The sequence below is a fragment of the Klebsiella ornithinolytica NBRC 105727 = ATCC 31898 genome (assembly GCF_001598295.1).
In the GTDB taxonomy this organism is placed as follows: domain Bacteria; phylum Pseudomonadota; class Gammaproteobacteria; order Enterobacterales; family Enterobacteriaceae; genus Klebsiella; species Klebsiella ornithinolytica.
In genome coordinates, this window is the sequence record NZ_BCYR01000003.1 from 401,498 (window position 1) to 423,370 (window position 21,873).

Consider the following 21,873-nt stretch of genomic DNA (forward strand, 5'->3'; position numbering starts at 1 on the left):
TAGATATACGCACTTAACGCAGCGCCACCTGCCGCTGCAGCTGACGGATGAAATCCTCGGTCTGCCGCGGGTGACGCAGGCGTACAAAGCGGATGTGCCGATACGCCGGGTCGGTCATATCAGACTGATAACGCTGGCGATTGTTCTTCCAGGTTTTGAGGGTCCACCAGATAATCGAGTCGCGGCTGAGGAAGGCGCGACGGAAGCTTTCACGGTTGCCGGTTCCCGGCCACAGCTCCTGACCGCTGCTTGCCCGGGAGATGGCCCGACAGATGGCCTGGCGCAGAGTTCGGGCGAAACCATAATCCACCCACACCACCAGATCGACATTGCGCCACTTAACCGGGCGGCTGCGGTTGTAGTTGCCGTCCAGCACCCAGCCGGGAGTCTCGGTGGCTGCAACCACCCTGGCGAAGAACACCTCATCCGGCACGCCCTGCCACTCCGCGCGCCAGTAAAGCCTGTCCATCTCAATGTAGGGAACGGACAAGATCTGCGCGAGCCTTCGCGCCAGCGTCGATTTGCCGACGCCACTGGTCCCCACTACGTTGATATTCATCGCTGTCTCCCAGCCGTTGCGCCGCTGAGAATCATAGCCCGAAAAAGCCCAACGGCGCTACCGGCTGCCCCACGGAACACGGCCGGTAGCTCGGGCCGGACGCGGGGCCAACGGGATTAGCCTGCCGGATACTGGTCGTCGGTCACTTTTTCCAGCCAGCTTACCGGGCTGCCGTTTTCTGCTTCGGCAATCGCAATATGCACCAGGGCGGTCTCGCTGCTGGCGCCGTGCCAGTGTTTTACGCCCGGAGGAATCCAGGCAATATCGCCCTGATTCAGCGCCTGCGGCTCTTTGCCCCACTCCTGCAGCCAGCCGCGCCCCTGGGTGACGATCAGCGTCTGACCAAGCGGATGGGTGTGCCAGGCGGTACGCGCGCCGGGTTCAAAAGTGACCGTCGCACCGCCCACTTTTGCCGGCTCGCTGGCCTGGAACGGCGCATCAATACGAACATCGCCGGTAAACCAGCTATCCGGCCCCTTTCTCGAAGGCTGTGAGCCGCTACGAATAATGTTCATTTCTGTTCCTCTCAACATGACGTGTCTGTTCAAAGTAGCGCAATCTGGCAACGAGGATTAGACTGCAAAATCAGAAAGGAACCATGAACGAAATTCATTAATCCGGAAAAGTGATGTTAAAAGATAACGTTAACGACCTGCTGTCGTTTATGGTGGTCGCCCGCGAGCGTAGCTTCACCCGTGCGGCCGCTCAGCTTGGCGTCTCCCAGTCCGCCCTCAGCCACGCGATGCGCAACCTCGAGGCCCGGCTCGACGTGCGGCTGCTGACCCGCACCACCCGCAGCGTGGCGCCTACCGAAGCGGGCGAAAAGTTGTTCCAGCGCCTGAGTCCGCACCTGCAAGAGATAGAACAGGAGCTTCACGCTCTGCGCGATACCCGCGACCGTCCGGCGGGTAACCTCCGCCTGACCGCCAGCGAGCATGCCACCAGCGCCGTGCTCTGGCCGGCGCTGAAAAACTTCATGTTGCAATACCCGGAGATCAATATCGAAATCACCGTGGACAACGGCCTGACCGATATTGTCGACGGCCGCTATGACGCCGGCGTTCGTCTGGGTGAACAGGTTGCCAGAGATATGATTGCCGTGCGCATCGGGCCCGATATGCGCATGGCGGTAATCGGTTCAGCGGCCTATTTTCAGCGCTACGGTATCCCGCAAACGCCCTACGATCTCGCACAACATCGCTGTATTAATCTGCGCCTGCCGACCCTCGGCGGTATCTATGCCTGGGAGTTTGCGCAGGACGATCACGAAGTCCGCGTGCGGGTTGAAGGACAAATTACCTTAAACAGCCTGCCGCAGCGAATTGATGCCGCGGAATCGGGGCTGGGTCTGGCCTATGTCCCGGAAGATAGCGTGCAACAGGCGCTGGCGGAAGGACGACTCATCCGGGTCCTCGAGGCCTGGACTCCCGCCTTCCCCGGCTATCACCTCTACTACCCCAGCCGCCGCCAGCATACGACGGCCTTCAGCCTTCTGGTGGACGCCCTCCGTCTTTGAACTCATTGATATTTAAGCAAGTGCGGTCGAGAAATGTTTTACGTGCGTGACTATCTCGATACGTGTAGGATGCTGCGCCATGCTCTGCTTATCTCCTACGTCAGAATGATGGGAAAGCCAGCATAACGTACTGCTACTCAGCGGTGCGATGAACCACTCATGGACATTGACAGGAAAATGGGTACATCAATGAATACAAAGCAACACTCGACGGCGGAACACCATGCCGCCAGACGTCACTGGCTCAACTCCCAGGAATCGGGCTATCACAAAGCGATGGGCAACCGTCAGGTACAGATGATTGCCATCGGCGGCGCCATCGGTACCGGCCTGTTCCTCGGCGCAGGCGCGCGTTTACAGATGGCTGGCCCCGCGCTGGCGCTGGTTTATCTGGTCTGCGGTCTGTTCTCATTCTTTATCTTACGCGCCCTCGGCGAACTGGTGCTGCATCGTCCTTCCAGCGGCAGTTTCGTCTCCTACGCCCGCGAGTTTTTGGGTGAAAAAGCGGCCTACGTCGCCGGCTGGATGTACTTCGTTAACTGGGCGATGACCGGGATTGTCGATATCACCGCCGTGGCGCTGTATATGCACTACTGGGGCGCCTTCGGCGATGTCCCGCAGTGGGTCTTCGCGCTCGGGGCGCTGGCGATCGTCGGTACCATGAACATGATCGGCGTGAAATGGTTCGCCGAAATGGAGTTCTGGTTCGCCCTGATCAAAGTGCTGGCGATTGTCGCCTTCCTGGTGGTCGGGACCATTTTCCTCGGCAGCGGCAAACCGCTGGACGGGAATGCCACCGGCTTCCACCTGATTACCGATAACGGCGGTCTGTTCCCGCACGGGCTGATGCCTGCGCTGGTACTGGTTCAGGGGGTGGTGTTTGCCTTTGCCTCCATCGAACTGGTCGGGACCGCCGCCGGCGAGTGTAAAGAGCCGCAGACGATGGTGCCGCGCGCCATTAACAGCGTGATCTGGCGTATCGGCCTGTTCTACGTCGGCTCGGTGCTGCTGCTGGTGCTGCTGCTGCCGTGGAATGCCTATCAGGCCGGGCAAAGTCCGTTTGTGACCTTCTTCTCGAAGCTGGGCGTACCGTACATCGGTAGCGTAATGAATATCGTGGTGCTCACCGCCGCGCTCTCCAGCCTCAACTCTGGCCTGTACTGCACCGGGCGTATTCTGCGTTCGATGTCGATGGGCGGTTCCGCGCCGAAGTTTATGTCGAAGATGAGCCGTCATCAGGTGCCGTATGCCGGGATTCTGGCCACGCTGGCGGTGTATGTCGTCGGGGTGTTCCTGAACTATCTGGTGCCGTCGCAGGTCTTCGAAATCGTCTTAAACGTGGCTTCGTTGGGGATTATCGCGTCGTGGGGCTTTATCGTGGTGTGCCAGATGCGTCTGCGTAAAGCTATCAAGGAAGGGAAAGCGGCGGATGTCAGCTTCAAGATGCCGGGTGCGCCGTTCACCTCCTGGCTGACCCTGTTGTTCCTGCTCAGCGTGCTGGTGCTGATGGCCTTCGATTACCCGAACGGTACCTATACCATCGGTTCCATTCCGCTGATTGCGGTACTGCTGGTGGCCGGTTGGTTCGGCGTGCGTAAGCGCGTTCATGCTATTCATAGTACGGCGCCGGGCGTACAGTCAGCGCAAAAATAACCCTATCGCGGTTTGTCCGTCACCGGGCAAACCGCCGCTTCCTGCTTAGTTATCTTCCACCAGCTGCGACACATCGCTGCTGTTAATCTGGCGGTGATTGCCGGATTCATCCACATAGCTGGTCATACCGGTGTCTTTATCCAGACGCGGCTTACCCTGAGTCACAATGGTCTGCCCGCTTTTCGTCGTCATTACATAGTTTGAAGTACAGCCCGCAAGCAGTGCCAGCATCGCGCCAGCGCACAGAACCATAAATGGCTTATTCATACATCCTCCAGAATGATTAATTCCGCCAGGCAGCAGGCGGCAAAACGATGATTGTAAAACCATAACCGCAATCGGGCCAATAAGTGTTTGTAACAGAGGGTGATTCTGGCGGGCGGGAGGGGTTTCCCCCTCCTCAATCACGACTTACAGCGCGATACGGATAACGTCATCCGGCTGGGTCGCTTCTTTCTGACGGGTCGACTCCTGCTTCACGCTGACATACAGCGTTTTACCGTCGGCGGAGAGCGTCAGGCTGTTCGGGTAGGTCGGCGTTTTGAAGGTTTTGACCACTTTATAGGTTTTAGCATCAATTACGCTGACTTCGCCGGCTTTGCGATGGGTCACGTAGGCTTCATTGCGCGTCGGGTTGAACAGCACCGCCAGGGATTCCGGCGCAGCGATTTTCTGCAGCACTTTGCCGTCGCGCAGATCAACAACCAGCACTTCCGGCTGTTTACTGTCGGTGATGAAGGCGCGGTGGCCGGCGGTATCCAGGCTCAGGTTCAGATAGAAGTGCTCTTTACCGTCATCCTGCAGCTTCTTGCGGCTGAGAATTTTGTTGCTCTCGCTGTCGATGGTCAGCAGCTCGCCATCGGCATTGGTGGTGTAAATACGCTTCGCATCAGCATCCACCGCCAGCCCGGTCGCCATGGCGCCAGTATTGGTGATAGTGTCTTTCAGCGTCAGCTTTTCACCATCCACAACCCAGATCACACTCTCTTTACCCAACCCGGTGATATAGACCGTGTTGGTTTTTTCATTGACCGCCAGCTCACGCGGCGCCAGCGGACGCACGGTTTCACTGCGTTGACGATTGTCGAGCACCAGACGGCCTTTCACCGCGCCGGTTTTCGCGTCAATGGCGGTAACGGTGCTGTCAGTGGTGTTACCAAACCACAGCGTTTGCGTAGCAGTGTTGATCGTCGCGCCGAACGGTTTCAGATCGTTATGAATAACCTGCGTCACTTCCAGCGTGGTCGGGTCGAGACGATAAACAATCCCGCCTTTATCCAGTGAACGGCTTTGAGAAGTTGCGACCCACAGCGCATTTTCCTGCTGGCTGTAAGCCATTTCGTATGCGCCCTTACCGACCGCCTTGCGCAACATTTCTTCTGCCGCATGAGCGCTGAAGCTCCCCGCCAGCAGTAAAGAGGTTAATAACAGTGAACGACGCAGACGCGGCGCGGACAGATGACGTAATGACATGACGACTCCCTTGAATAAAACACCTATGTGCGTGCTCGACATTGCTTCCCTGACACAAAGTCCTGGCTTTGCGTTCATTTTCAAATGCGAATAGTAATCATTATTTGACATGAAGTGGAGCGTTATTTATGAAAACTGACGGCGAAAATAACCATTCGGTGCCATTATTTAACGAAAATAACGTTAATAATTTTCAAAAAATTACAAAAGGGTTAACATGTGGACATATGTTCCGTTTGGTTCGTTTCACGAGTAGCTCTATGAAAATCCTTTCCGTGCGCACGGCTGCGCTACCTGCCCTCCTCTTTCCGCTGATCGCTGTGGCCCAGCCCGGCACCAGCGATGAACAAACTATGGTTGTGACCGCCGCGCCGACCGCGGTCTCCGAGCTCGATACCCCCGCCGCGGTCAGCGTCGTTAACGGCGATGAGATGCGTCAGGCGGCGCCGCGAGTCAATCTCTCTGAATCGCTGGGCGCCGTACCGGGACTGCAGGTTCAGAACCGACAGAACTATGCTCAGGATCTGCAGCTATCAATTCGCGGCTTTGGTTCCCGTTCCACCTACGGCGTGCGCGGGCTGCGCATTTACGTTGACGGTATTCCGGCCACCATGCCCGATGGCCAGGGCCAAACCTCGAATATTGATATCGGCAGCGTCGATAGCCTCGATGTCCTGCGCGGTCCGTTCTCTGCGCTGTACGGCAACTCCTCCGGCGGGGTGATCAATGTGACGACCCAAACCGGCAGCCAGCCGCCAACCATCGAAGCCAGCAGCTATTACGGCAGCTTCGGCACCTGGCACTATGGCCTGAAGGCGACCGGCGCCGTCGGCGACGGAACGCATGCCGGGGACGTTGATTACACCGTATCGACCAACCGCTTTACCACTCACGGCTACCGCGATCACAGCGGCGCCCGCAAAAACCTGGCGAACGCCAAACTGGGCGTGCGCATCAATGACGTCAGTAAGCTGACCCTGCTGTTTAACAGCGTGGATATCAAAGCCAATGACGCCGGCGGCCTGACCTACGATGAATGGCGGAATAACCCGCGTCAGTCGCCACGCGGCGATCAGTACAATACCCGTAAGTCGACGAAGCAGACCCAGGCAGGATTGCGCTACGAGCGTCAGCTCAGCGAGCAGGATGACCTGAGCGTGATGATGTACGCCGGTGAACGTGAAACCACGCAATATCAGTCAATCCCACGCGCGCCTCAGCTCAACCCCTCTCACGCGGGCGGCGTTATCGACCTGACGCGCCACTATCAGGGGATCGATACCCGCTGGACTCACCGCGGCGAACTGCTGGTGCCGGTCACCTTCACCACCGGTCTCGACTATGAAAACATGAGCGAGCGGCGCAAAGGGTTTGAAAACTTCGTGATGGTCAACGGCGCGCCGCAGTACGGCGAAGAGGGGAACCTGCGCCGTAATGAACGTAATCTGATGTGGAACATCGACCCGTATCTGCAGACCCAGTGGCAGCTGACGGACAAACTCTCCCTCGATGCCGGCGTGCGCTACAGTTCGGTATGGTTTGACTCCAACGATTATTACGTTACCCCGGGTAACGGCGATGACAGCGGCGACGCCAGCTACCATAAATGGCTGCCGGCCGGCTCGTTAAAGTATGCGGTCACCGAGGCGTGGAACGTTTATCTCTCCGCCGGGCGCGGCTTTGAGACGCCCACCATTAACGAACTCTCCTACCGTTCCGATAACCAGAGCGGTCTGAACTTCGGCCTGCAGCCTGCGACTAACGACACGGTCGAGATCGGCAGTAAGACGCGGATCGGCAATGGCCTGTTTACCGCCGCGTTGTTCCAGACCAACACCGATAACGAGATCGTGGTGGATGCCAGCAGCGGCGGCCGTACCAGCTACAAAAACGCCGGCAAAACCCGTCGTCAGGGGATGGAGCTGGGGCTGGATCAGCAGTTTGGCGAAAGCTGGCGTCTGAAAGCCGCATGGACCTGGCTGGATGCGACCTACCGGACCAATGTCTGCGATGACGCCAGCTGCAACGGCAACCGTATTCCGGGCATCGCGCGCAATATGGGCTACGCCTCGTTCGGCTATCAGCCGGATCGCGGCTGGTACGCCGGCAGCGATATTCGCTATATGAGCGATATCATGGCTAACGACGAGAACACCGCAAAAGCCCCGTCCTGGACGGTGGTCGGTCTCACCACCGGTTATAAGTGGAGCTATGGCAAGATGGACATGGATCTGTTTGGCCGCGTCGATAACCTCTTCGATCGCAGCTACGTCGGCTCGGTGATTGTCAACGAGTCCAACGGTCGTTACTACGAACCCGCGCCGGGACGTAACTATGGCGTCGGCCTGAATCTCGCCTGGCGTTTTGAGTAACCCCAGCCTTAGATCGTACAAACCTGACTCCCCGGTAAGCATAGCGCCACCGGGGAAACAGACCGCACAAACCCGTAGCCCCGGTAAGCGCAGCGCCACCGGGGAAACAGACCGCACAAACCCGTAGCCCCGGTAAGCGCAGCGCCACCGGAGAAGCAGACCGCACAAACCCGTAGCCCCGGTAAGCGCAGCGCCACCGGGGAAACAGCCCCCACATCCCCGTAGCTCCGGGAAGCATAGCGCCACCGGGGAAGCAGACCGCACAAACCCGTAGCCCGGGATGCACAGCGCCACCGGGGAAACAGACCGCACAAACCCGTAGCCCCGGTAAGCACAGCGCCACCGGAGAAGCAGACCGCACAAACCCGTAGCCCCGGTAAGCGCAGCGCCACCGGGGAAGCAGACCGCACAAACCCGTAGCCCCGGTAAGCGCAGCGCCACCGGGGAAGCAGACCGCACAAACCCGTAGCCCCGGCAAGCATAGCGCCACCGGGGAAGCAGACCGCACAAACCCTTAGCCCCGGAAAGCATGGCGCCACCGGCGGATCGTCCCCACGTGCGTCTTATTGCGGCTTACATCACGCTTTGTTTTATCCTTTCTCGTCTGTTGTGCCCTCGAGCGTTACCCTTGTCACAAATAACGCCCAACAAGGAGCTGCTATGGCACTGCCGATCATTCTCGATTGCGACCCCGGTCATGATGACGCCATCGCGATGGTTCTCGCCCTCGCCTCACCCGAACTTGACGTCAAGGCGATCACTGCCTCCGCTGGCAACCAGACGCCGGACAAAACCCTGCGCAACGTGCTGCGCATGCTGACGCTGCTGAGAAGGCAGGACATTCCTGTCGCCGGCGGCGCGCGTAAGCCGCTGATGCGGGAGCTGATCATCGCCGAAAACGTTCACGGCGAAAGCGGGCTTGATGGCCCGGCGCTGCCGGAACCAGATTTTACGCCGCAGGCCTGCACCGCCGTCGAGCTGATGGCCAAAACGCTGCGCGAAAGCCCGCAACCGGTGACGATTGTCGCCACCGGCCCGCAAACCAACGTCGCCCTGCTGCTCAACAGCCACCCGGAACTGCATGACAAGATCGCCCGCATTGTCCTGATGGGCGGCGCGATGGTGTTGGGCAACTGGCAGCCCGCCGCCGAGTTTAATATCTACGTCGACCCGGAAGCGGCGGAGATCGTCTTCCAGTCGGGTATTCCGGTGGTGATGGCCGGGCTGGACGTCACGCATCGGGCGCAGATTCATGGCCTGGATATCGAACGTTTCCGCCAGGTGGGCAACCCGCTGGCGACCATTGTTGCCGAGCTGCTCGACTTCTTTATGGAGTATCACAAGGATGCCAAATGGGGTTTCACCGGTGCTCCGCTGCACGATCCCTGCACCATCGCCTGGCTGCTGAAGCCGGAGTTGTTTACCAGCGTTGAGCGCTGGGTGGGCGTGGAAACTCAGGGGAAATACACCCAGGGGATGACGGTGGTTGATTATTACTTTCTCACCGGCAAGCAGCCAAATACCACGGTGTTGCTGGATATCGACCGGGAGCGGTTTGTGGACCTGTTAGTCGAGCGGCTGGCGTTTTATGGCTGAATAAGGATTCTGAGAGACGTTAAAGGCTGCGATACTGCCTTCTGGATAAAGACGAGCGTCGGCAGTTTGCAGAGTATCAGGCGATGAGTTTGTCAGACGCAGAGCCTGTCCGCTCGTTCGTCAATAAACCTGCCTTTGGTCTGTCCGGGTTGGATCTATCAGAGGCAGGCAGCTTCGTTAATTCCAGTATCGTGACCGACAAACAGCGTTTACCCTGGAAAGGTATTCAAGGATAACGGCTCCGAAGAGCCGTTATGACTAGCGGTGTATCAGGTCCAGCCTTCATAGCCGTTCTCGTGGATCCAGACAATGCCAGCTGGGCAGTTTTCACTTAAAAACCAAAATCCTTCAAATGCATCACAATTCATATCATCCTCAGTTTTGGGAAATGCCATTTCAAAAGCTTCGAGCTGCTTGTCGATGCTTCCTGGGAGGAACTTTCCATGACGAGCAAGTTTGATTTCACCATCCTCCAGCAAACGCCCGATAAACCAGATATAAAGCGCTTTTTCTTCTTTATAAGTTAGCTTATAGGTGCCATCAACACTTTCTGGGTCGATATTTTTCCATAACATGGTGGTAGAAGCCCCTTGAAGAAACTCTTTCCTTTCCTGGTATTGTTTCTCGGTTAAATACGTCACCTTACCTCCTCTTTTATCTAAATTTCACTTCAAATCTATTTAATGATGTTTTGGAGACAGTTTTAATATCTGAATTCCCAATGATTTCAATTGTCCACCTTGCTCCGGTTTTCTCTGCAGAAGCTGAAAAATCTCGAAGATTGATTGTTTGATTGTTTGATTGTCATTTATTTTTACATACATCAACCTACCGTCTGGAAGAATCTGCTCTTTAAATGGTATCCCACCAGTTAGAGATGTAGCAAAGCTAATAATTTCATCCTCAGTTAATTTTTCTGAAGCAAAAACTTTAATTTTACCTCTGGTATCACTCCCTCCAGGTCCCAAAACTTGTTGTAAAGGTTTCCCAAAAACATTTAATTCAGCGTTAGGGTTTTGTTTGTTAAAAATACTTACTAATTTGGCAGTGTTATCTTTTTGCAGGCTTTTGACATAATCAGCCGTTTTCGTCGACAGATTAGCCCCGGCTGCTGTTTCTCCTTTGATAAAACCAGCAACAGGCTGGGTATTGAACGTTTTTGTTTTGTAGAACTCATCGAAAACGTTCACCAGCTGTCGGCTCAGCTTCTTCACGCTGTCCTCGGTTTTACCTAGGATTAATGTGCTGCCGGTCGTTACAGCGCCAGTACCAATGATGGCTTCTGGTGCCACAATGTCTGCCGCATAAATACCAGCCTGATTCAGGCAAAGCGCGGGGTTGGTTTTGCAACCGGCGATGACCAGCCTTGCCGCCAGAACCAGTTCGGGTGCAGCACCAACCAGAGTCATGCCACCTGCAGTCAGTGCCATACCTCCGCCGCTGGCAGCTGCCACGATAATCGCTGCTTCCCGCCGGGCCTGGACGCGTTTAGCTGCCTCCTTATCCCCCTTATCACGGTCGCGGAAGAAAGGTAAGGCAGGATATTTAACAAAGAGATGAGTTAAGGAAAACCCCGGATGGGGCGCGCCATTTCTGGTGCCTGGCCGATCCTCGCCCCGGCGCTCTGCCGCCGGGGCATAAGACCTATTCGTCGGGTGAAACCCGGACCACGACTTTGCCGAAGTTTTCGCCCTTCAGCAGACCAATCAGCGCATTGGGCGCACGCTCCAGGCCATCGACAAGCTGCTCGCGGTACTTGATTTTGCCTTCCCGTACCCAGCGCCCCATCTCCTCCTGGAACTCGGCAATACGATGCCCGTAGTCCTGACCGATAATAAAGCCCTGCATCCGGATCCGTTTTTTCAGCAGCGTCGCCATCAATAGCGGCAGACGATCCGGCCCCTCCGGCAGTCCAGTCGCATTATACCCGCTGACCAGGCCGCACACCGGTACTCGCGCCGAGGTATTGAGTAGCGGCAGCACGGCATCAAACACCTTGCCGCCGACGTTTTCATAGTAAACGTCAATGCCCTGCGGGCAGGCCTGCGCCAGCTGTTCGGCAAAATCCGGCGCGCGGTGATCGAGGCAGACGTCAAAGCCCAGCGTCTCGACCGCGTAGCGGCATTTCTCACTGCCCCCGGCAATCCCTACCGTACGGCAGCCTTTTAGCTTCGCGATCTGGCCGACCGTACCGCCAACCGGCCCGGTGGCCGCGGCCACCACCAGCGTTTCTCCCGCCTTCGGCTGACCGATATCCAGCAGCCCCATATAGGCCGTAAAACCAGGCATCCCAAGGATGCCGAGCGCCCACGAGGGGTGTTGCGGATGTTCACCCAGCTTCACCAGCCCGTTGCCATCGGAGAGTTCAAAATCCTGCCAGCCGCCGGAGCTCAGCACCCACTCTCCCGGTGTAAAGTCAGCGTGGTCAGACGCTTCAACGCGACTCACCGTTCCACCGACCATCACGGCGCCGATGGCAACCGGAGGCGAGTAGGACGGCGCATCGCTCATGCGCCCGCGCATGTAGGGATCTAACGAGAGATAAACCGTGCGCAGAAGCACCTGCCCGGGACCCGGCGTCGGGGCCTCGCTCTCTTCCAGACGGAAATTATCCCCTGTCGGCTCGCCGTGCGGGCGAGAAGCCAGCACCCAGCGGCGGTGACGTTGCGGATGAAAAGCCATAGCAAACTCCTCTTGTTTAGGACCTGTACTGAGGCTAGTCGCAATTGCCGCCGCGCACATTGGCATTATGAGGCAGATTGATTTAATCGCACGACCAGATAGGTGCAGGATGTGCTGGATTCATTGATAAAACGGCAGTCGTTAGGCGGCCCCAGTTCGAGACAATCGCCGGCTCGCATCTCATGCCGGGTCGCGCCCTCGACAAAAACCAGCTCCCCCTGTTGCAGCCAGATCAGCTGACGCGCCAGCGCGTAGGAGGCTGCGGGCATCGGTACATCGCTACCCGCCGGCAGCTCCACCTGCACCAGATCGATAGGCAGATCGCTGCGCGGCGAAACGTGACGCCGTAAATAGTGGCTTTGCGGATCGCGCCATACCGGCTGCTGGGCAAAGCGCAGCAGTTTACCTTCCTGCATCTCCGCTCGGGCAATCAGCGTCGACATACTAATGCCAAAAGCGCCGGACAGCCGCCCCAGCATCGATGCCGTCGGACTACTCTCGCCGCGTTCGATCTTGTGGATCATGGCGCGTGAGGCGCCGGCGCGCTCGGCCAGTTCGCTGAGCGACCAGCCGCGAGATTCGCGCTCGATGCGGATACGTGCGCTAATGCGCTGATTCATATTGTCTTCAATAGTATTCATAGCGTAGTACTATAGTGTATGAATTAATCTCAAACAAGGCGACCTCAGGCAAAACCCGCGTCGTCTCGTCTGGCCACCTCACCCCCGATATACCTGCACGCAGACGACAGGCCATGATAAATTTCTTGCTAAAACAGATGACAGCGTCGCGTACATTATTGTAATAATACCGTACTACTATAGTGTACGGATATTGAGTTGAGGTTTGCTATGACCATTCGTTATGCCTGCAAAGAAGATTGCGCGGCGATTGCCGAAATTTACAACCACGCGGTGCTGCACACTGCCGCCATCTGGAATGACAAAACCGTCGATACCGATAATCGCATCGCCTGGTTTGAAGCGCGTCAGCTGGCAGGCTATCCGGTCCTGGTGAGCGAAGAAAACGGCGTCGTGACCGGCTATTCTTCGTTTGGCGACTGGCGCGCATTTGACGGCTTTCGCCATACCGTCGAACATTCGGTCTACGTCCACCCCGATCATCAGGGTAAAGGATTAGGCCGCAGCCTGCTGGTGGCGCTGATTAAGGAGGCCCGTCGCCTGAACAAACATGTCATGGTGGCCGGTATCGAAGCGCAAAACCAGGCCTCTTTGCATCTGCACGAAACGCTCGGGTTTGTGACCACCGGACAGATGCCGCAGGTCGGCACAAAATTTGGCCGCTGGCTGGATCTGACCTTTATGCAGCTCCAGCTCGACGATCGTCACGATCCGGACGCCAGCGCATGAACGCTTCGCTGACCCTCGCCTGTCTGATTGCCGCCGGCGTCGGACTGGTCGTGCAAAATACGCTGATGGTGCGTATTACGCAGTCCGCCTCCACAATACTCATTGCGATGCTGCTGAACTCGCTGGTGGGGATTGTGATTTTCGTTACCATCCTGCTCCTGCGCCACGGTGCAGCGGGCTTTCAGGAGCTGGCGCTCAGCATAAAATGGTGGACGCTCATTCCAGGATTGCTGGGATCGTTTTTTGTCTTCGCCAGCATCAGTGGCTATCAGAACGTTGGTGCCGCCACGACGATTGCGGTGCTGATTGCCAGCCAGCTGGTGGGGGGACTCGTGATGGATATCATTCGCGCGCACGGCGTGCCGTGGCGGGCGTTGCTGGGGCCGCTGTGCGGCGCGGTTATGCTGGTGGCAGGCGCCTGGCTGGTAGCCAGACGCCAGTTTTAGCGCGCAATATCAGAGAATGGCGCCGCCTTTATTCAACTGCTCGCGGCGCGTTTCCTGCTCTTCATGCTGCTGACGGCCGTGGTGGGCAATCGTGGTGCGTAAACGCTGCTGCTGGGTATAGCGTTCGTCGCGGCTCAGCTCAGCATCATCGCTCAGCGCCACCAGCAGTTCATTCATGTGAGTAATCACCCCTTCGGCGATCGCCGCATCGACGCGGGCGATAACGTCATCCAGATGTGCCATATGTGCTCCTTTCGGCTTAGTTCAATTTGACCTTCGAAAAATCGCTCCCCATCAGGCTCACGCTATACCCGCTAACGTTGCTGCGCGTGGCGTAGTAGGTTTTCCCGGTCGCCAGGGTGATCCATGGCGCCTGCTGATAAAAGATCTCTTGCGCCTGACCATACAGCGCGGCGCGTTGCTGCGGATCGCTGACCAGGATCGCTTTTTTGACCAGCGCGTCATACGACTTATCGCACCAGCGGGCAACGTTGGAACCGGTCTTGATATTATCACAGCTCAGCAATGTCCCGGCAAAGTTGTCCGGGTCGCCATTGTCCGACATCCAGCCAAACAGGGCGCTGTCGTGTTCGCCTTTGCGCATGCCGGAGAGATATTCCCCCCACTCATACGTGACGATTTTGGCTTTGATGCCCACTTTGCTCCAGTCGTTCTGAATCATTTCGGCAATGCGGCGCGAATTGGGGTTGTAGGGGCGCTGTACCGGCATCGACCACAAGGTCACCTCCGCCCCTTTTTCCAGCCCGGCCTGCTTCAGCAGCGCTTTCGCCTTTTGCGGATCGTAGTCGTAATCCGGCAGATCTTTCTTATAACCGAGCATATTCGCCGGCAGCGGAGATTTGGCTACCGCGCCCGAATCCATAAATACCGCTTTGACGATTGCCTGTTTGTCGGTGGCGTAGTTCAGCGCCTGACGTACCAGCACGTTATCAAACGGTTTTTTCTCGGTATTAAACGCCAGATAGCCGACGTTCAACGCTTCAACAGCCTGCAGCGCCAGATCTTTATTGCCCTTGATCGCGGCGAACTGCACCGGCGACGGCGCCGGGATAATCTGACATTCGTTGGTTTGCAGCTTCGCCAGGCGAGTCTCGACATTCGGGGTGATGGAGAAGATCAGATGTTTTGTCGGCACCTCGCCTTCCCAATAATGCGGGTTAGCAATGTAGCGGATAAGCGAATCGACTTTATACTGCTGAAGCGCATACGGGCCGGTCCCGACAGGCCAGGTATCAACATACTCCGGCGTGCCTTTCTTCATCATGGCATCGGCGTATTCCGCGGAGAGTATTGAGGCAAAATCCATTCCCCAGTCGGCAAGGAAGGCAGCATTCGGCTCGCTCAGTACGAACTGGACATGATAATCATCGACCTTTTTCACCTCTTTAATCAGCTTATCCAGCCCGACATCATGAAAATATTCATAGTTGCCCTGCGAAACGTTATGGTACGGATGTTTCGCATCCTGTTGACGCAGGACGGAGAACAGAACGTCATCGGCGTTAAAATCGCGGGTCGGGGTAAAGTACTTATTGCTGTTGAACTTCACTCCTTTACGCAGGGTAAAGGTCCAGGTCTTGCCATCTGGCGATACCGTCCACGCGGTGGCCAGCGAAGGGATCGGTGTGTTTTTAAGCGGATCAAAGGTGATCAGGCGGTTATACAGCACCTGCGAGCTGGCCACAAACGAGGGGCCGGAGCTGGCAATCTGCGGGTTAAATGATTCCGGCGATGCTTCGGAGCAATAGATCAGCGTATCGTTACCGGCCGCCCACGCGGCGCCAGCCGGCAACCAGGCGCTTAACGCCAGCGCAATTAACGTTTTCCCTGTAGACATGGTTATAAACCTTATCAATTTGTTATAAGTGCTCTAATAACAGCACAGCGGCATGCAACCGGCAAATAATCAATCGGTATCAGGTTATGCTGAAAGCGCTGTTTTCGCCGATTTATTCTCCAGTCCGGGCCAACCTGCTGAAGTTGTGAACTGCCTATAAAACCAGAAAAAAAACGTGCGATAACCGCCCTGCCTGTCCCATGCGCTCCCGTCGCCCGATACACTCGGAAAACCGCAGAACACAACCCAACGAGGTTTTCCCATGACAATTACCTGCAACTTATATACCGATGGCCAGTGGCATGATGCTGAAGACCAGGCCACTTTTACCCGCACCAATCCGCTCAGCGAACAGCCGGCTTCCACCGCATCGGCTGCGAGCCTGGCCGACGCCCGGCGCAGCGTCGAGGCCGCCGCTGCCGCCTTCCCGCAATGGCGCGACACGGCCCCCGCCGAACGTCGCCGCCTGCTGCTGGAGGCGGCGGAGCAAATGCAGCAACGTGAGGCAAAATTCATCGCCGCAATGTCGGCTGAGACGGGCGCGACGGCGCACTGGGCGGGTTTTAACGTTCATCTCGCCGCCGACATTTTGCGGGAAGCCGCCGCCCTCACCACCCAGATTGAAGGGCAGATTATTCCGTCGAATGTACCGGGCAATCTGGCTATGGCCGTCCGTCAGGGGGCTGGAGTGGTACTGGGGATGGCGCCGTGGAATGCGCCGCTGATCCTCGCCACGCGCGCGATTGCAACTCCGTTAGCCTGCGGGAATACGGTGATCCTCAAAGGAGCCGAGATGTCGCCCGCCAGTCAGGCGCTGATTATTGATGCCCTGGCTGCGGCGGGATTACCGGACGGTGTCGTGAACTATCTCACCTGCGCGCCGGAAGATGCGCCCGCGCTGGTGGAGTCGCTTATCGCCCATCCGGCAGTACGCCGCGTTAACTTTACCGGCTCTACGCCGGTCGGACGCATTATCGCCCGCACCTGCGGACAGTACCTGAAACCGGCAGTGCTTGAACTGGGCGGCAAAGCGCCGCTGCTGGTCCTCGATGATGCCGATCTCGAACAAGCGGCGGCCGGAGCCCTCTTTGGCTCATTCGCTAACGCCGGGCAGATCTGTATGTCGACCGAGCGCATTATCGTCGACGAATCGATAGCCGATGCCTTTATCGCCCTGCTCAGCCGCCGCGCGGCAACGTTGCCCGCAGGGCTGATGGGGCCGGTTGTCGATATGAAGACCGTTACACGCTGCAATGCGCTGATTGACGACGCGCTGGCAAAAGGGGCCCGGCTTTTAACCGGTGGTAAAGCCGACACAACCCAGATGCGCGCCACGTTGCTTGATGGGGTGACCCGCAGCATGCGGATATGGCAGGAGGAGTCCTTTGGCCCGGTAAAAGCCATTATCCGGGTGCAGGATGAGCAGGAGGCGCTGACGGTAGCCAACGAAAGTGAATACGGACTCTCCTCGGCGGTATACAGTCGCGACACCGCCCGGGCGTGGAATGTTGCCCAGAGATTGCAAACCGGCATTTGCCACATTAATGGCCCCACCGTGCACGATGAAGCGCAGATGCCGTTTGGCGGCTGCAAAGCTTCCGGCTACGGACGCTTTGGTGGCCGCGCAGGTGTTGCTGAATTTACCGAACTGCGCTGGATAACGCTGCAGACCAGCCCGCGCGAACTGCCGTTTTAATCAGCGGATCTGCCGGTTGCCGATTCTCATCACCAGTTTAAAACAGCCCCATTGCGCTGCCGTTCCGGGGAAGGCTAACCGCGGAACGGTCGCAACGCCGTGACGACAGCGCGCCACAACGAAAGATGCTGATCTTTAACCAGCGCATCTCCTGCCAACCGGGCCGAGAAAGTTAGTCCCGCTACACGCCAGCGTCTTCGCAAGCCACGGCTGGCGGTTCCGTCCTCCGCGCGGTCGGGCAAACAAGTGATCACGGCGATATTTAGCCGTCCGCCTGCGTACCCCCGAAGAATTGCGCCATGCAATCGGCCAGGGCAACGGGATTCTCCCAGGCCATAGAGTGGCCCGCATCCGGCACCACCAGCAGCGGAATACCGACGGCGACAACGTCGTCAGCTTCCTGAGCCGGGAGCGACAGCTCACCGTAAATCAGCGCCTTGCGGCAGGATAATTGCTGAAAGCGGGCGAACCAGGACGGCGACGCCCCGTCGACCAGGCTGCTGGCTCCTCGCCATACTGCCCAGGGGGCGCTGTTTTGCAGACACCCGCTCCAGGGAGACGTTTCCGCTGCCAGCAGATCGGCAAAGCCGCGGGCGACAAACTCGGCTTCCGGCTGGGCGACGATAGCCCGACTGTACATGCCGCCGCCGGCATAAAGATTAGGTTCGGAGACCAGCAGAGCCTGGACGCGACGGCCCAGAAGCTCCGCCGCTTCAATGGCAATACTGCCGCCCATGCTATGCCCGAACAGTGAGCAGCGGGTCAGCTGCAGACTGTCAAGCCACTCCACAACAACCCGCGCCTGTTCAGCGATACCGTAACCAAAAGAGCCGGGCTTGTCGCTATAGCCAAAGCCCGGCAGATCGATCAGCAGGGCCCGCCGGCCGGAAAAAGCCGGATCGGTCGCCACGCCGGGATAATCATAAGAGGATGCACAACCCAGCCCGTGAATAATGACCACCGGGTCGCCGTGCCCTGGGAAATCAAACCAGCGCACGTTCGCGCCAGCGAATGAGGAAAAATAGCGCTTCATAAGGTTGCCCCGCCAACAGTTACTGTGTTTTTATACAGTAATATTGTGGCGATTGCCATCGCTTTATGCTGTCAGAATAAAGAGACCAGCAGCGCCATCGGAAAGCTAAACGGCCAGGTGGCGCCGATCAACAGAGCGGCCAGCAGGCGAATCAAACGGCTCTCTTTTGTCAGAAACCAGCTAATGATTGCACAAATACATCCCATAACTGCATAAAAAACCAGCATTTTCTGGTATAAGGTCATTCTTCTTCCTTCCCTGATAAGCCCCATTATGATACGGAGATGCGTGGCAGCAGAAGTGCGACACAGTCCGCAAAATCACACAATGAATCGCACGCTTAATCAGCGGAAAACAACCAATTCATCCTTGTCTGATAGCACTTCCTTTCGCCTCGTACTATACCTGTAGAGGCTTACTCATAAAGGTGGCGTTATGGATGTTTCCAGCAAAACCGTAATTCTGATTAATGTCGGCGTAGCTTTCGCGCTTATCAGCCTGTTATCTGTTCGTTTTGGTTGGTTTTAGTGATTTTATTCAGCAAAGAAACCTAAAAAAGCAGCCTCTGCGGGCTGCTTTTTTACGCTTTAATCGCGACGGTTTTATCCGCGCGGGTCTGAGCCTGAAGCTCGGCATTAGCCTTCATATATTCAGGGTCATAGCCAGGCAGCAGATTAACTTTTTCATTATCCCACTCAGCCGCCGTACAGACGGATTCGCTGACCCCCTGCTGTTCACACAGGCTAATACGCCGGGCAGGTAAATTGCCATACAGAATTGCCGTGGCGCAGGCCACTGACAGAAAAAAAGCTATTTTTTTCAAAACAAGATCAACGTCGAAGTAACAAATTATGACAAATGTTCGCATGAGCCAGCCTGTAAAGTCAAACCTCAAGCATCCTTTTACCCCCAGGCCGCCGCGGCCAGACAGCGTTTCTTAGCATTTTTCTACACCATGTAGTGGAACAAAATGTCGCGGAACAAAAAGATGCCTCCGCGGATATCCCTTCATTCTCCCCCTTTCATCTCTGCAGGTTACTGGACAATATGAACAATTTGTCGTCATTTCCTCTATGAAAACAATCTGGTCAGGTGAAATTAAAAAGAAAATAACTGTCTGATACCTTACATGAGGTTCCGAAGAGTTCGATGAATAATAAAAATAGTGTATAAGAACAAACCTAAAAAACATCATAAATTATACGGTAAATTAATGATGGATAATAAAAAAACCTATAGGAAGTTGACTAAAAATGCGGAACAACTTAAACGCCAGCCCAAAAAAACAGCAAGAAAAAACACACCAATACATTGATTAATAACAAATAATTAAATCAACCCTGTCTTTTCAACAGTGACTGACAATGCACTTATCAGTAAATATCATTTGCGTTATCACCCTTTAGAAATTACATTTTAACTGCATATTTTGACCTTTTTTGTTTTTACTCATTTATTTTGGGGTGGTACATGTCTGGAATTATTGTGCTTATTGTGGCACTGCTATTGCTGGTAATTGCAGCGTATAATCTGGTCTCTTACATTCGCGACCGTCGTCAGTCTGGTTTACCGACCAAAAAATCAAAGCGATAGCACGACGCGCGCGTGACAACATCGTGCGAATAGGCCACAAACGTTTTGCTCACTGCAACTTCATGCGCGATAAATAACACTATAGTTTATGCGGGAAATAGATCGTTCCGCCCTCTCTGCGCCCTTCTCTCACCTATTGTGCCGACGTGGTACACAGCAACAAAAAACCCCTGTATTCAGTACAGGGGTTTTATTGTGGATTGCCGCAGCAGCGGATATATCATCTGGATTCGCTCTCTGTCTCTCCACGCTGACAGGCAGGTTACGCGCCCCACCCGGCGCTTATCTCCGGCACTCATTGGCTTAGCTCTTGAAGGGGCGTAAGAATATTCTCATATTTCGCTGTCTCTGTTTTAGCAATTACTGCCATTGTGACTATTAGCAAGCTAATGCACTCAATGAGTGACTATCCCGTCCGTTACAAGCTCGCGATCGCGCCATCAGCGTCACCCGGCCACCGCCTCATACTCACGGCCGACCTCTGAAGGTTGTGCCCGCAGCAGCGGGCATAAAAAAGGCCGCCCCGGCGACCTTTATCTTTCACATCAGCTTGATTCTGACGTCGTATCCGTCAAGACCCGACATGGTTTCATGAGCAACAAACTCAATTTCAGAGACTTCTTGCCCCGTTTTCTTGCGCAGTTCTGCAATCTTTTTGCTAATCAGCGCCGAGATCTCTTCTTCAGCTTTACGAGTCAGCTCTTCGCTTTTCATTGGTCAACTCTCCTTGAATTTCACGATGTCGTATAGCGTAAGGGTTGTCCCGCGTTAGCCGAAAGCCAACCCTAATCCATTATAAACAATAGGTTATCTTCCTTGAAGCTGTTTTTTGCCATCGGTTATTTAGTGATATCAGGCCCTGTATCACAACGCCATTTTTTAAGCATAGTACGCCCATCCTGCAGAGGAAAGGAGATGGTGGCGACGCCATTTTTGCGGTTGAAGAGAACTTCGGATTGGTCCAGGTCTTTGGCATAGATGGTTCCTTCCGCATCGCTAAAATTGTCGGCCAGCGTAAGCGGGTTAGTTTTTCCGGTGGTCACGGTGACGTTGCTGACATCGGCGGAAATATCGTTCACATATAACGTCCAGTCTTTCAGGGGGATGCATCACCGACCGTATTCCACTGCTGATACAGGCACTTTATAGGCGTCACACGCGCCGCTCCGCACCAGCTTTTCAGTGTCTGCCTGACATGCTCATAGCGGCGACAAACGTGATCGTCATTGATATGATTGCCGTCCCGTCCTACACCGGTTCTGTCACGCTAAACCACGTAGGATAGAACGAGTTGCCGCCAAACGTCACCGGGTGAAATAAGTAGTTCACGACACGGTAATAACCAAATGCAGGGTGGTAAAACTCCACTGTTTGTTTAATTTCGCTGGCCGGCCGTCGCTCTTTCCATTCTCTAAATATTGGCACCAGTCAGCCCTCGGCATCACTTCGTTATCAGGTAATCCAGCCAGTACCTATAGCCAGGCTGGGCCTCAACAATCCAGTCGTCATGATCCTCGTTAATGTCCTCGATACCATTGCTGATAACAATTGCCGTCAAGGTGACGAGAGCTGCCGTTTTTGCTGGTCTGCACCGGCATATCGACGAAATGCAGTGTATGCTGCTGTGCGCCCTAAGTATCCTCAAGGTCGATCGGAATCTGGAACCAGTTACCCCCGCAGTCACAGTAAGTCGGTGAGCGCAGCCACGATTTGAAACACTCGGCCTGGGCAAGCGTGAATATCCACTGTAATGTCCACGTCGCCTTTAAGTCCGTGGTGATTGACGTGATTATCAAGGGACCGACTACCGTCTGCGTCGTCTGCCAGGCTGTATCCTGCGTCATGTTCTGATCGGCGCTCTGGGGAAGCAGCAGAAAATTCGGATATAAAACGGTTATCATTGATAGCCCCTTCCCAAAATAAATTAATATACTCCATAAAAAAATCATTGATTTCTATATGTTATGGAATGTTCTTATTCATTACTAGAAAACAATCACACATCAACTAAGATGAATTTGATCTA

Annotated in this window: 23 protein-coding genes and 2 pseudogenes; 9 read left to right on the plus strand and 16 right to left on the minus strand. The window is 55.6% G+C overall.

Annotated features, from left to right (window positions below; genetic code table 11):
* Window positions 1-13: 13 nt before the first annotated feature.
* Window positions 14-559 carry a P-loop NTPase family protein gene (locus ROR01S_RS09410; RefSeq protein WP_064359374.1) on the minus strand — a complete coding sequence of 182 codons (546 nt, stop codon included), beginning with the start codon at window positions 557-559 and terminating at the stop codon, window positions 14-16.
* Between the two features lie 116 nt (window positions 560-675).
* Complete coding sequence (locus tag ROR01S_RS09415; protein ID WP_004861615.1) at window positions 676-1,074, minus strand: (R)-mandelonitrile lyase; 399 nt, start codon at window positions 1,072-1,074, stop codon at window positions 676-678.
* Between the two features lie 113 nt (window positions 1,075-1,187).
* On the opposite strand from ROR01S_RS09415, the gene ROR01S_RS09420 reads away from it, so the two are divergent.
* Together ROR01S_RS09420 and ansP are read left to right on the plus strand one after the other, a co-directional pair.
* The gene (locus ROR01S_RS09420) at window positions 1,188-2,075 is read left to right on the plus strand and encodes a LysR family transcriptional regulator (protein WP_004861613.1); all 888 of its coding nucleotides are present in this window, start codon (window positions 1,188-1,190) and stop codon (window positions 2,073-2,075) included.
* 189 nt (window positions 2,076-2,264) lie between these two features.
* Window positions 2,265-3,728 (plus strand): L-asparagine permease, encoded by a 1,464-nt coding sequence (gene ansP / locus ROR01S_RS09425; RefSeq protein ID WP_004861610.1) that lies wholly within the window; start codon window positions 2,265-2,267, stop codon window positions 3,726-3,728.
* 45 nt (window positions 3,729-3,773) lie between these two features.
* Here the strand turns inward: ansP and ROR01S_RS09430 are convergent, their stop codons facing one another.
* Window positions 3,774-3,995, minus strand: a complete 222-nt coding sequence (locus ROR01S_RS09430) for a YgdI/YgdR family lipoprotein (RefSeq protein ID WP_004861607.1) — start codon at window positions 3,993-3,995, stop codon at window positions 3,774-3,776.
* Window positions 3,996-4,139: 144 nt separating this feature from the next.
* Window positions 4,140-5,201 (minus strand): 7-bladed beta-propeller protein YncE, encoded by a 1,062-nt coding sequence (yncE, locus tag ROR01S_RS09435; RefSeq protein WP_004861605.1) that lies wholly within the window; start codon window positions 5,199-5,201, stop codon window positions 4,140-4,142.
* Window positions 5,202-5,461: 260 nt separating this feature from the next.
* Between yncE and pqqU the strand changes: the two genes are divergently transcribed.
* The gene (pqqU, locus tag ROR01S_RS09440) at window positions 5,462-7,573 is read left to right on the plus strand and encodes a TonB-dependent receptor PqqU (protein WP_015584407.1); all 2,112 of its coding nucleotides are present in this window, start codon (window positions 5,462-5,464) and stop codon (window positions 7,571-7,573) included.
* 660 nt (window positions 7,574-8,233) lie between these two features.
* A complete protein-coding gene (rihA, locus tag ROR01S_RS09445) occupies window positions 8,234-9,169 on the plus strand; it encodes a pyrimidine-specific ribonucleoside hydrolase RihA (protein WP_064359375.1) in 936 nt (311 codons plus the stop codon).
* A 269-nt stretch (window positions 9,170-9,438) separates the two neighbouring features.
* Here rihA and ROR01S_RS09450 read toward each other — a convergent pair whose 3' ends face one another.
* The 4 genes from ROR01S_RS09450 to ROR01S_RS09465 form a co-directional block, all read right to left on the minus strand.
* Window positions 9,439-9,744: a DUF596 domain-containing protein gene (locus ROR01S_RS09450; RefSeq protein WP_064359376.1), complete on the minus strand. Its 306-nt coding sequence runs from the start codon at window positions 9,742-9,744 to the stop codon at window positions 9,439-9,441.
* Window positions 9,745-9,849: 105 nt separating this feature from the next.
* Complete coding sequence (locus ROR01S_RS27020; protein ID WP_255265539.1) at window positions 9,850-10,599, minus strand: hypothetical protein; 750 nt, start codon at window positions 10,597-10,599, stop codon at window positions 9,850-9,852.
* 214 nt (window positions 10,600-10,813) lie between these two features.
* Complete coding sequence (gene curA / locus ROR01S_RS09460) at window positions 10,814-11,851, minus strand: NADPH-dependent curcumin/dihydrocurcumin reductase (RefSeq protein WP_004861590.1); 1,038 nt, start codon at window positions 11,849-11,851, stop codon at window positions 10,814-10,816.
* Window positions 11,852-11,916: 65 nt separating this feature from the next.
* Window positions 11,917-12,492 (minus strand): helix-turn-helix domain-containing protein, encoded by a 576-nt coding sequence (locus ROR01S_RS09465; protein ID WP_015584412.1) that lies wholly within the window; start codon window positions 12,490-12,492, stop codon window positions 11,917-11,919.
* A gap of 210 nt (window positions 12,493-12,702) precedes the next feature.
* Between ROR01S_RS09465 and ROR01S_RS09470 the strand changes: the two genes are divergently transcribed.
* Window positions 12,703-13,221 (plus strand): GNAT family N-acetyltransferase, encoded by a 519-nt coding sequence (locus ROR01S_RS09470; protein ID WP_064357092.1) that lies wholly within the window; start codon window positions 12,703-12,705, stop codon window positions 13,219-13,221.
* On the plus strand, window positions 13,218-13,667 hold the full coding sequence (locus tag ROR01S_RS09475) for a DMT family transporter (protein ID WP_004861584.1): 450 nt from the start codon (window positions 13,218-13,220) through the stop codon (window positions 13,665-13,667). The genes ROR01S_RS09470 and ROR01S_RS09475 overlap by 4 nt, the downstream gene beginning before the upstream one ends.
* Window positions 13,668-13,676: 9 nt before the next feature.
* Here the strand turns inward: ROR01S_RS09475 and ROR01S_RS09480 are convergent, their stop codons facing one another.
* Window positions 13,677-13,910 (minus strand): YdcY family protein, encoded by a 234-nt coding sequence (locus ROR01S_RS09480; RefSeq protein ID WP_004861582.1) that lies wholly within the window; start codon window positions 13,908-13,910, stop codon window positions 13,677-13,679.
* A gap of 16 nt (window positions 13,911-13,926) precedes the next feature.
* Window positions 13,927-15,525, minus strand: coding sequence for an ABC transporter substrate-binding protein (locus ROR01S_RS09485; RefSeq protein ID WP_004861579.1), 1,599 nt, complete (start codon window positions 15,523-15,525; stop codon window positions 13,927-13,929).
* A 262-nt stretch (window positions 15,526-15,787) separates the two neighbouring features.
* On the opposite strand from ROR01S_RS09485, the gene ROR01S_RS09490 reads away from it, so the two are divergent.
* Complete coding sequence (locus ROR01S_RS09490; protein WP_015584415.1) at window positions 15,788-17,221, plus strand: aldehyde dehydrogenase; 1,434 nt, start codon at window positions 15,788-15,790, stop codon at window positions 17,219-17,221.
* A 262-nt stretch (window positions 17,222-17,483) separates the two neighbouring features.
* Here ROR01S_RS09490 and ROR01S_RS09495 read toward each other — a convergent pair whose 3' ends face one another.
* On the minus strand, window positions 17,484-18,254 hold the full coding sequence (locus tag ROR01S_RS09495) for an alpha/beta fold hydrolase (RefSeq protein WP_064359377.1): 771 nt from the start codon (window positions 18,252-18,254) through the stop codon (window positions 17,484-17,486).
* 71 nt (window positions 18,255-18,325) lie between these two features.
* On the minus strand, window positions 18,326-18,499 hold the full coding sequence (locus ROR01S_RS25955; protein WP_004861568.1) for a GhoT/OrtT family toxin: 174 nt from the start codon (window positions 18,497-18,499) through the stop codon (window positions 18,326-18,328).
* A gap of 190 nt (window positions 18,500-18,689) precedes the next feature.
* Here ROR01S_RS25955 and yncL point away from each other — a divergent pair, with 190 nt between their 5' ends.
* Window positions 18,690-18,782, plus strand: coding sequence for a stress response membrane protein YncL (gene yncL / locus ROR01S_RS25960; protein ID WP_004861562.1), 93 nt, complete (start codon window positions 18,690-18,692; stop codon window positions 18,780-18,782).
* 52 nt (window positions 18,783-18,834) lie between these two features.
* Here yncL and ROR01S_RS09500 read toward each other — a convergent pair whose 3' ends face one another.
* Window positions 18,835-19,077: a hypothetical protein gene (locus ROR01S_RS09500; RefSeq protein WP_032717568.1), complete on the minus strand. Its 243-nt coding sequence runs from the start codon at window positions 19,075-19,077 to the stop codon at window positions 18,835-18,837.
* Window positions 19,078-19,724: 647 nt separating this feature from the next.
* Here ROR01S_RS09500 and ROR01S_RS27025 point away from each other — a divergent pair.
* On the plus strand, window positions 19,725-19,847 hold the full coding sequence (locus tag ROR01S_RS27025; RefSeq protein ID WP_086816685.1) for a small membrane protein: 123 nt from the start codon (window positions 19,725-19,727) through the stop codon (window positions 19,845-19,847).
* Between the two features lie 540 nt (window positions 19,848-20,387).
* On the opposite strand, the gene ROR01S_RS25965 is transcribed toward ROR01S_RS27025, so the two are convergent.
* From ROR01S_RS25965 to ROR01S_RS09510, 3 genes and pseudogenes are all read right to left on the minus strand, one after another.
* Complete coding sequence (locus ROR01S_RS25965) at window positions 20,388-20,561, minus strand: GnsA/GnsB family addiction module toxin (protein WP_004861555.1); 174 nt, start codon at window positions 20,559-20,561, stop codon at window positions 20,388-20,390.
* A gap of 287 nt (window positions 20,562-20,848) precedes the next feature.
* Window positions 20,849-21,215: pseudogene (locus ROR01S_RS09505) on the minus strand (hypothetical protein); the annotation flags it as partial.
* 59 nt (window positions 21,216-21,274) lie between these two features.
* A pseudogene (locus ROR01S_RS09510) lies at window positions 21,275-21,748 on the minus strand (hypothetical protein); the annotation flags it as partial.
* Between the last annotated feature and the right edge of the window lie 125 nt (window positions 21,749-21,873).

Coding starts and splice junctions, on each gene's coding strand:
- ROR01S_RS27020 (WP_255265539.1), bottom strand. CDS start 10,599: ATGGCACTGACTGCAGGTGGCATGACTCTGGTTGGTGCTGCACCCGAA.
- ROR01S_RS09410 (WP_064359374.1), bottom strand. CDS start 559: ATGAATATCAACGTAGTGGGGACCAGTGGCGTCGGCAAATCGACGCTG.
- ansP (WP_004861610.1), top strand. CDS start 2,265: ATGAATACAAAGCAACACTCGACGGCGGAACACCATGCCGCCAGACGT.
- ROR01S_RS09420 (WP_004861613.1), top strand. CDS start 1,188: ATGTTAAAAGATAACGTTAACGACCTGCTGTCGTTTATGGTGGTCGCC.
- ROR01S_RS09490 (WP_015584415.1), top strand. CDS start 15,788: ATGACAATTACCTGCAACTTATATACCGATGGCCAGTGGCATGATGCT.
- ROR01S_RS09450 (WP_064359376.1), bottom strand. CDS start 9,744: ATGTTATGGAAAAATATCGACCCAGAAAGTGTTGATGGCACCTATAAG.
- ROR01S_RS09495 (WP_064359377.1), bottom strand. CDS start 18,254: ATGAAGCGCTATTTTTCCTCATTCGCTGGCGCGAACGTGCGCTGGTTT.
- curA (WP_004861590.1), bottom strand. CDS start 11,851: ATGGCTTTTCATCCGCAACGTCACCGCCGCTGGGTGCTGGCTTCTCGC.
- ROR01S_RS25955 (WP_004861568.1), bottom strand. CDS start 18,499: ATGACCTTATACCAGAAAATGCTGGTTTTTTATGCAGTTATGGGATGT.
- ROR01S_RS09480 (WP_004861582.1), bottom strand. CDS start 13,910: ATGGCACATCTGGATGACGTTATCGCCCGCGTCGATGCGGCGATCGCC.
- rihA (WP_064359375.1), top strand. CDS start 8,234: ATGGCACTGCCGATCATTCTCGATTGCGACCCCGGTCATGATGACGCC.
- ROR01S_RS09485 (WP_004861579.1), bottom strand. CDS start 15,525: ATGTCTACAGGGAAAACGTTAATTGCGCTGGCGTTAAGCGCCTGGTTG.
- ROR01S_RS09415 (WP_004861615.1), bottom strand. CDS start 1,074: ATGAACATTATTCGTAGCGGCTCACAGCCTTCGAGAAAGGGGCCGGAT.
- pqqU (WP_015584407.1), top strand. CDS start 5,462: ATGAAAATCCTTTCCGTGCGCACGGCTGCGCTACCTGCCCTCCTCTTT.
- yncL (WP_004861562.1), top strand. CDS start 18,690: ATGGATGTTTCCAGCAAAACCGTAATTCTGATTAATGTCGGCGTAGCT.
- ROR01S_RS09470 (WP_064357092.1), top strand. CDS start 12,703: ATGACCATTCGTTATGCCTGCAAAGAAGATTGCGCGGCGATTGCCGAA.
- ROR01S_RS25965 (WP_004861555.1), bottom strand. CDS start 20,561: ATGAAAAGCGAAGAGCTGACTCGTAAAGCTGAAGAAGAGATCTCGGCG.
- ROR01S_RS09430 (WP_004861607.1), bottom strand. CDS start 3,995: ATGAATAAGCCATTTATGGTTCTGTGCGCTGGCGCGATGCTGGCACTG.
- ROR01S_RS09475 (WP_004861584.1), top strand. CDS start 13,218: ATGAACGCTTCGCTGACCCTCGCCTGTCTGATTGCCGCCGGCGTCGGA.
- ROR01S_RS09465 (WP_015584412.1), bottom strand. CDS start 12,492: ATGAATACTATTGAAGACAATATGAATCAGCGCATTAGCGCACGTATC.
- ROR01S_RS27025 (WP_086816685.1), top strand. CDS start 19,725: ATGTCTGGAATTATTGTGCTTATTGTGGCACTGCTATTGCTGGTAATT.
- yncE (WP_004861605.1), bottom strand. CDS start 5,201: ATGTCATTACGTCATCTGTCCGCGCCGCGTCTGCGTCGTTCACTGTTA.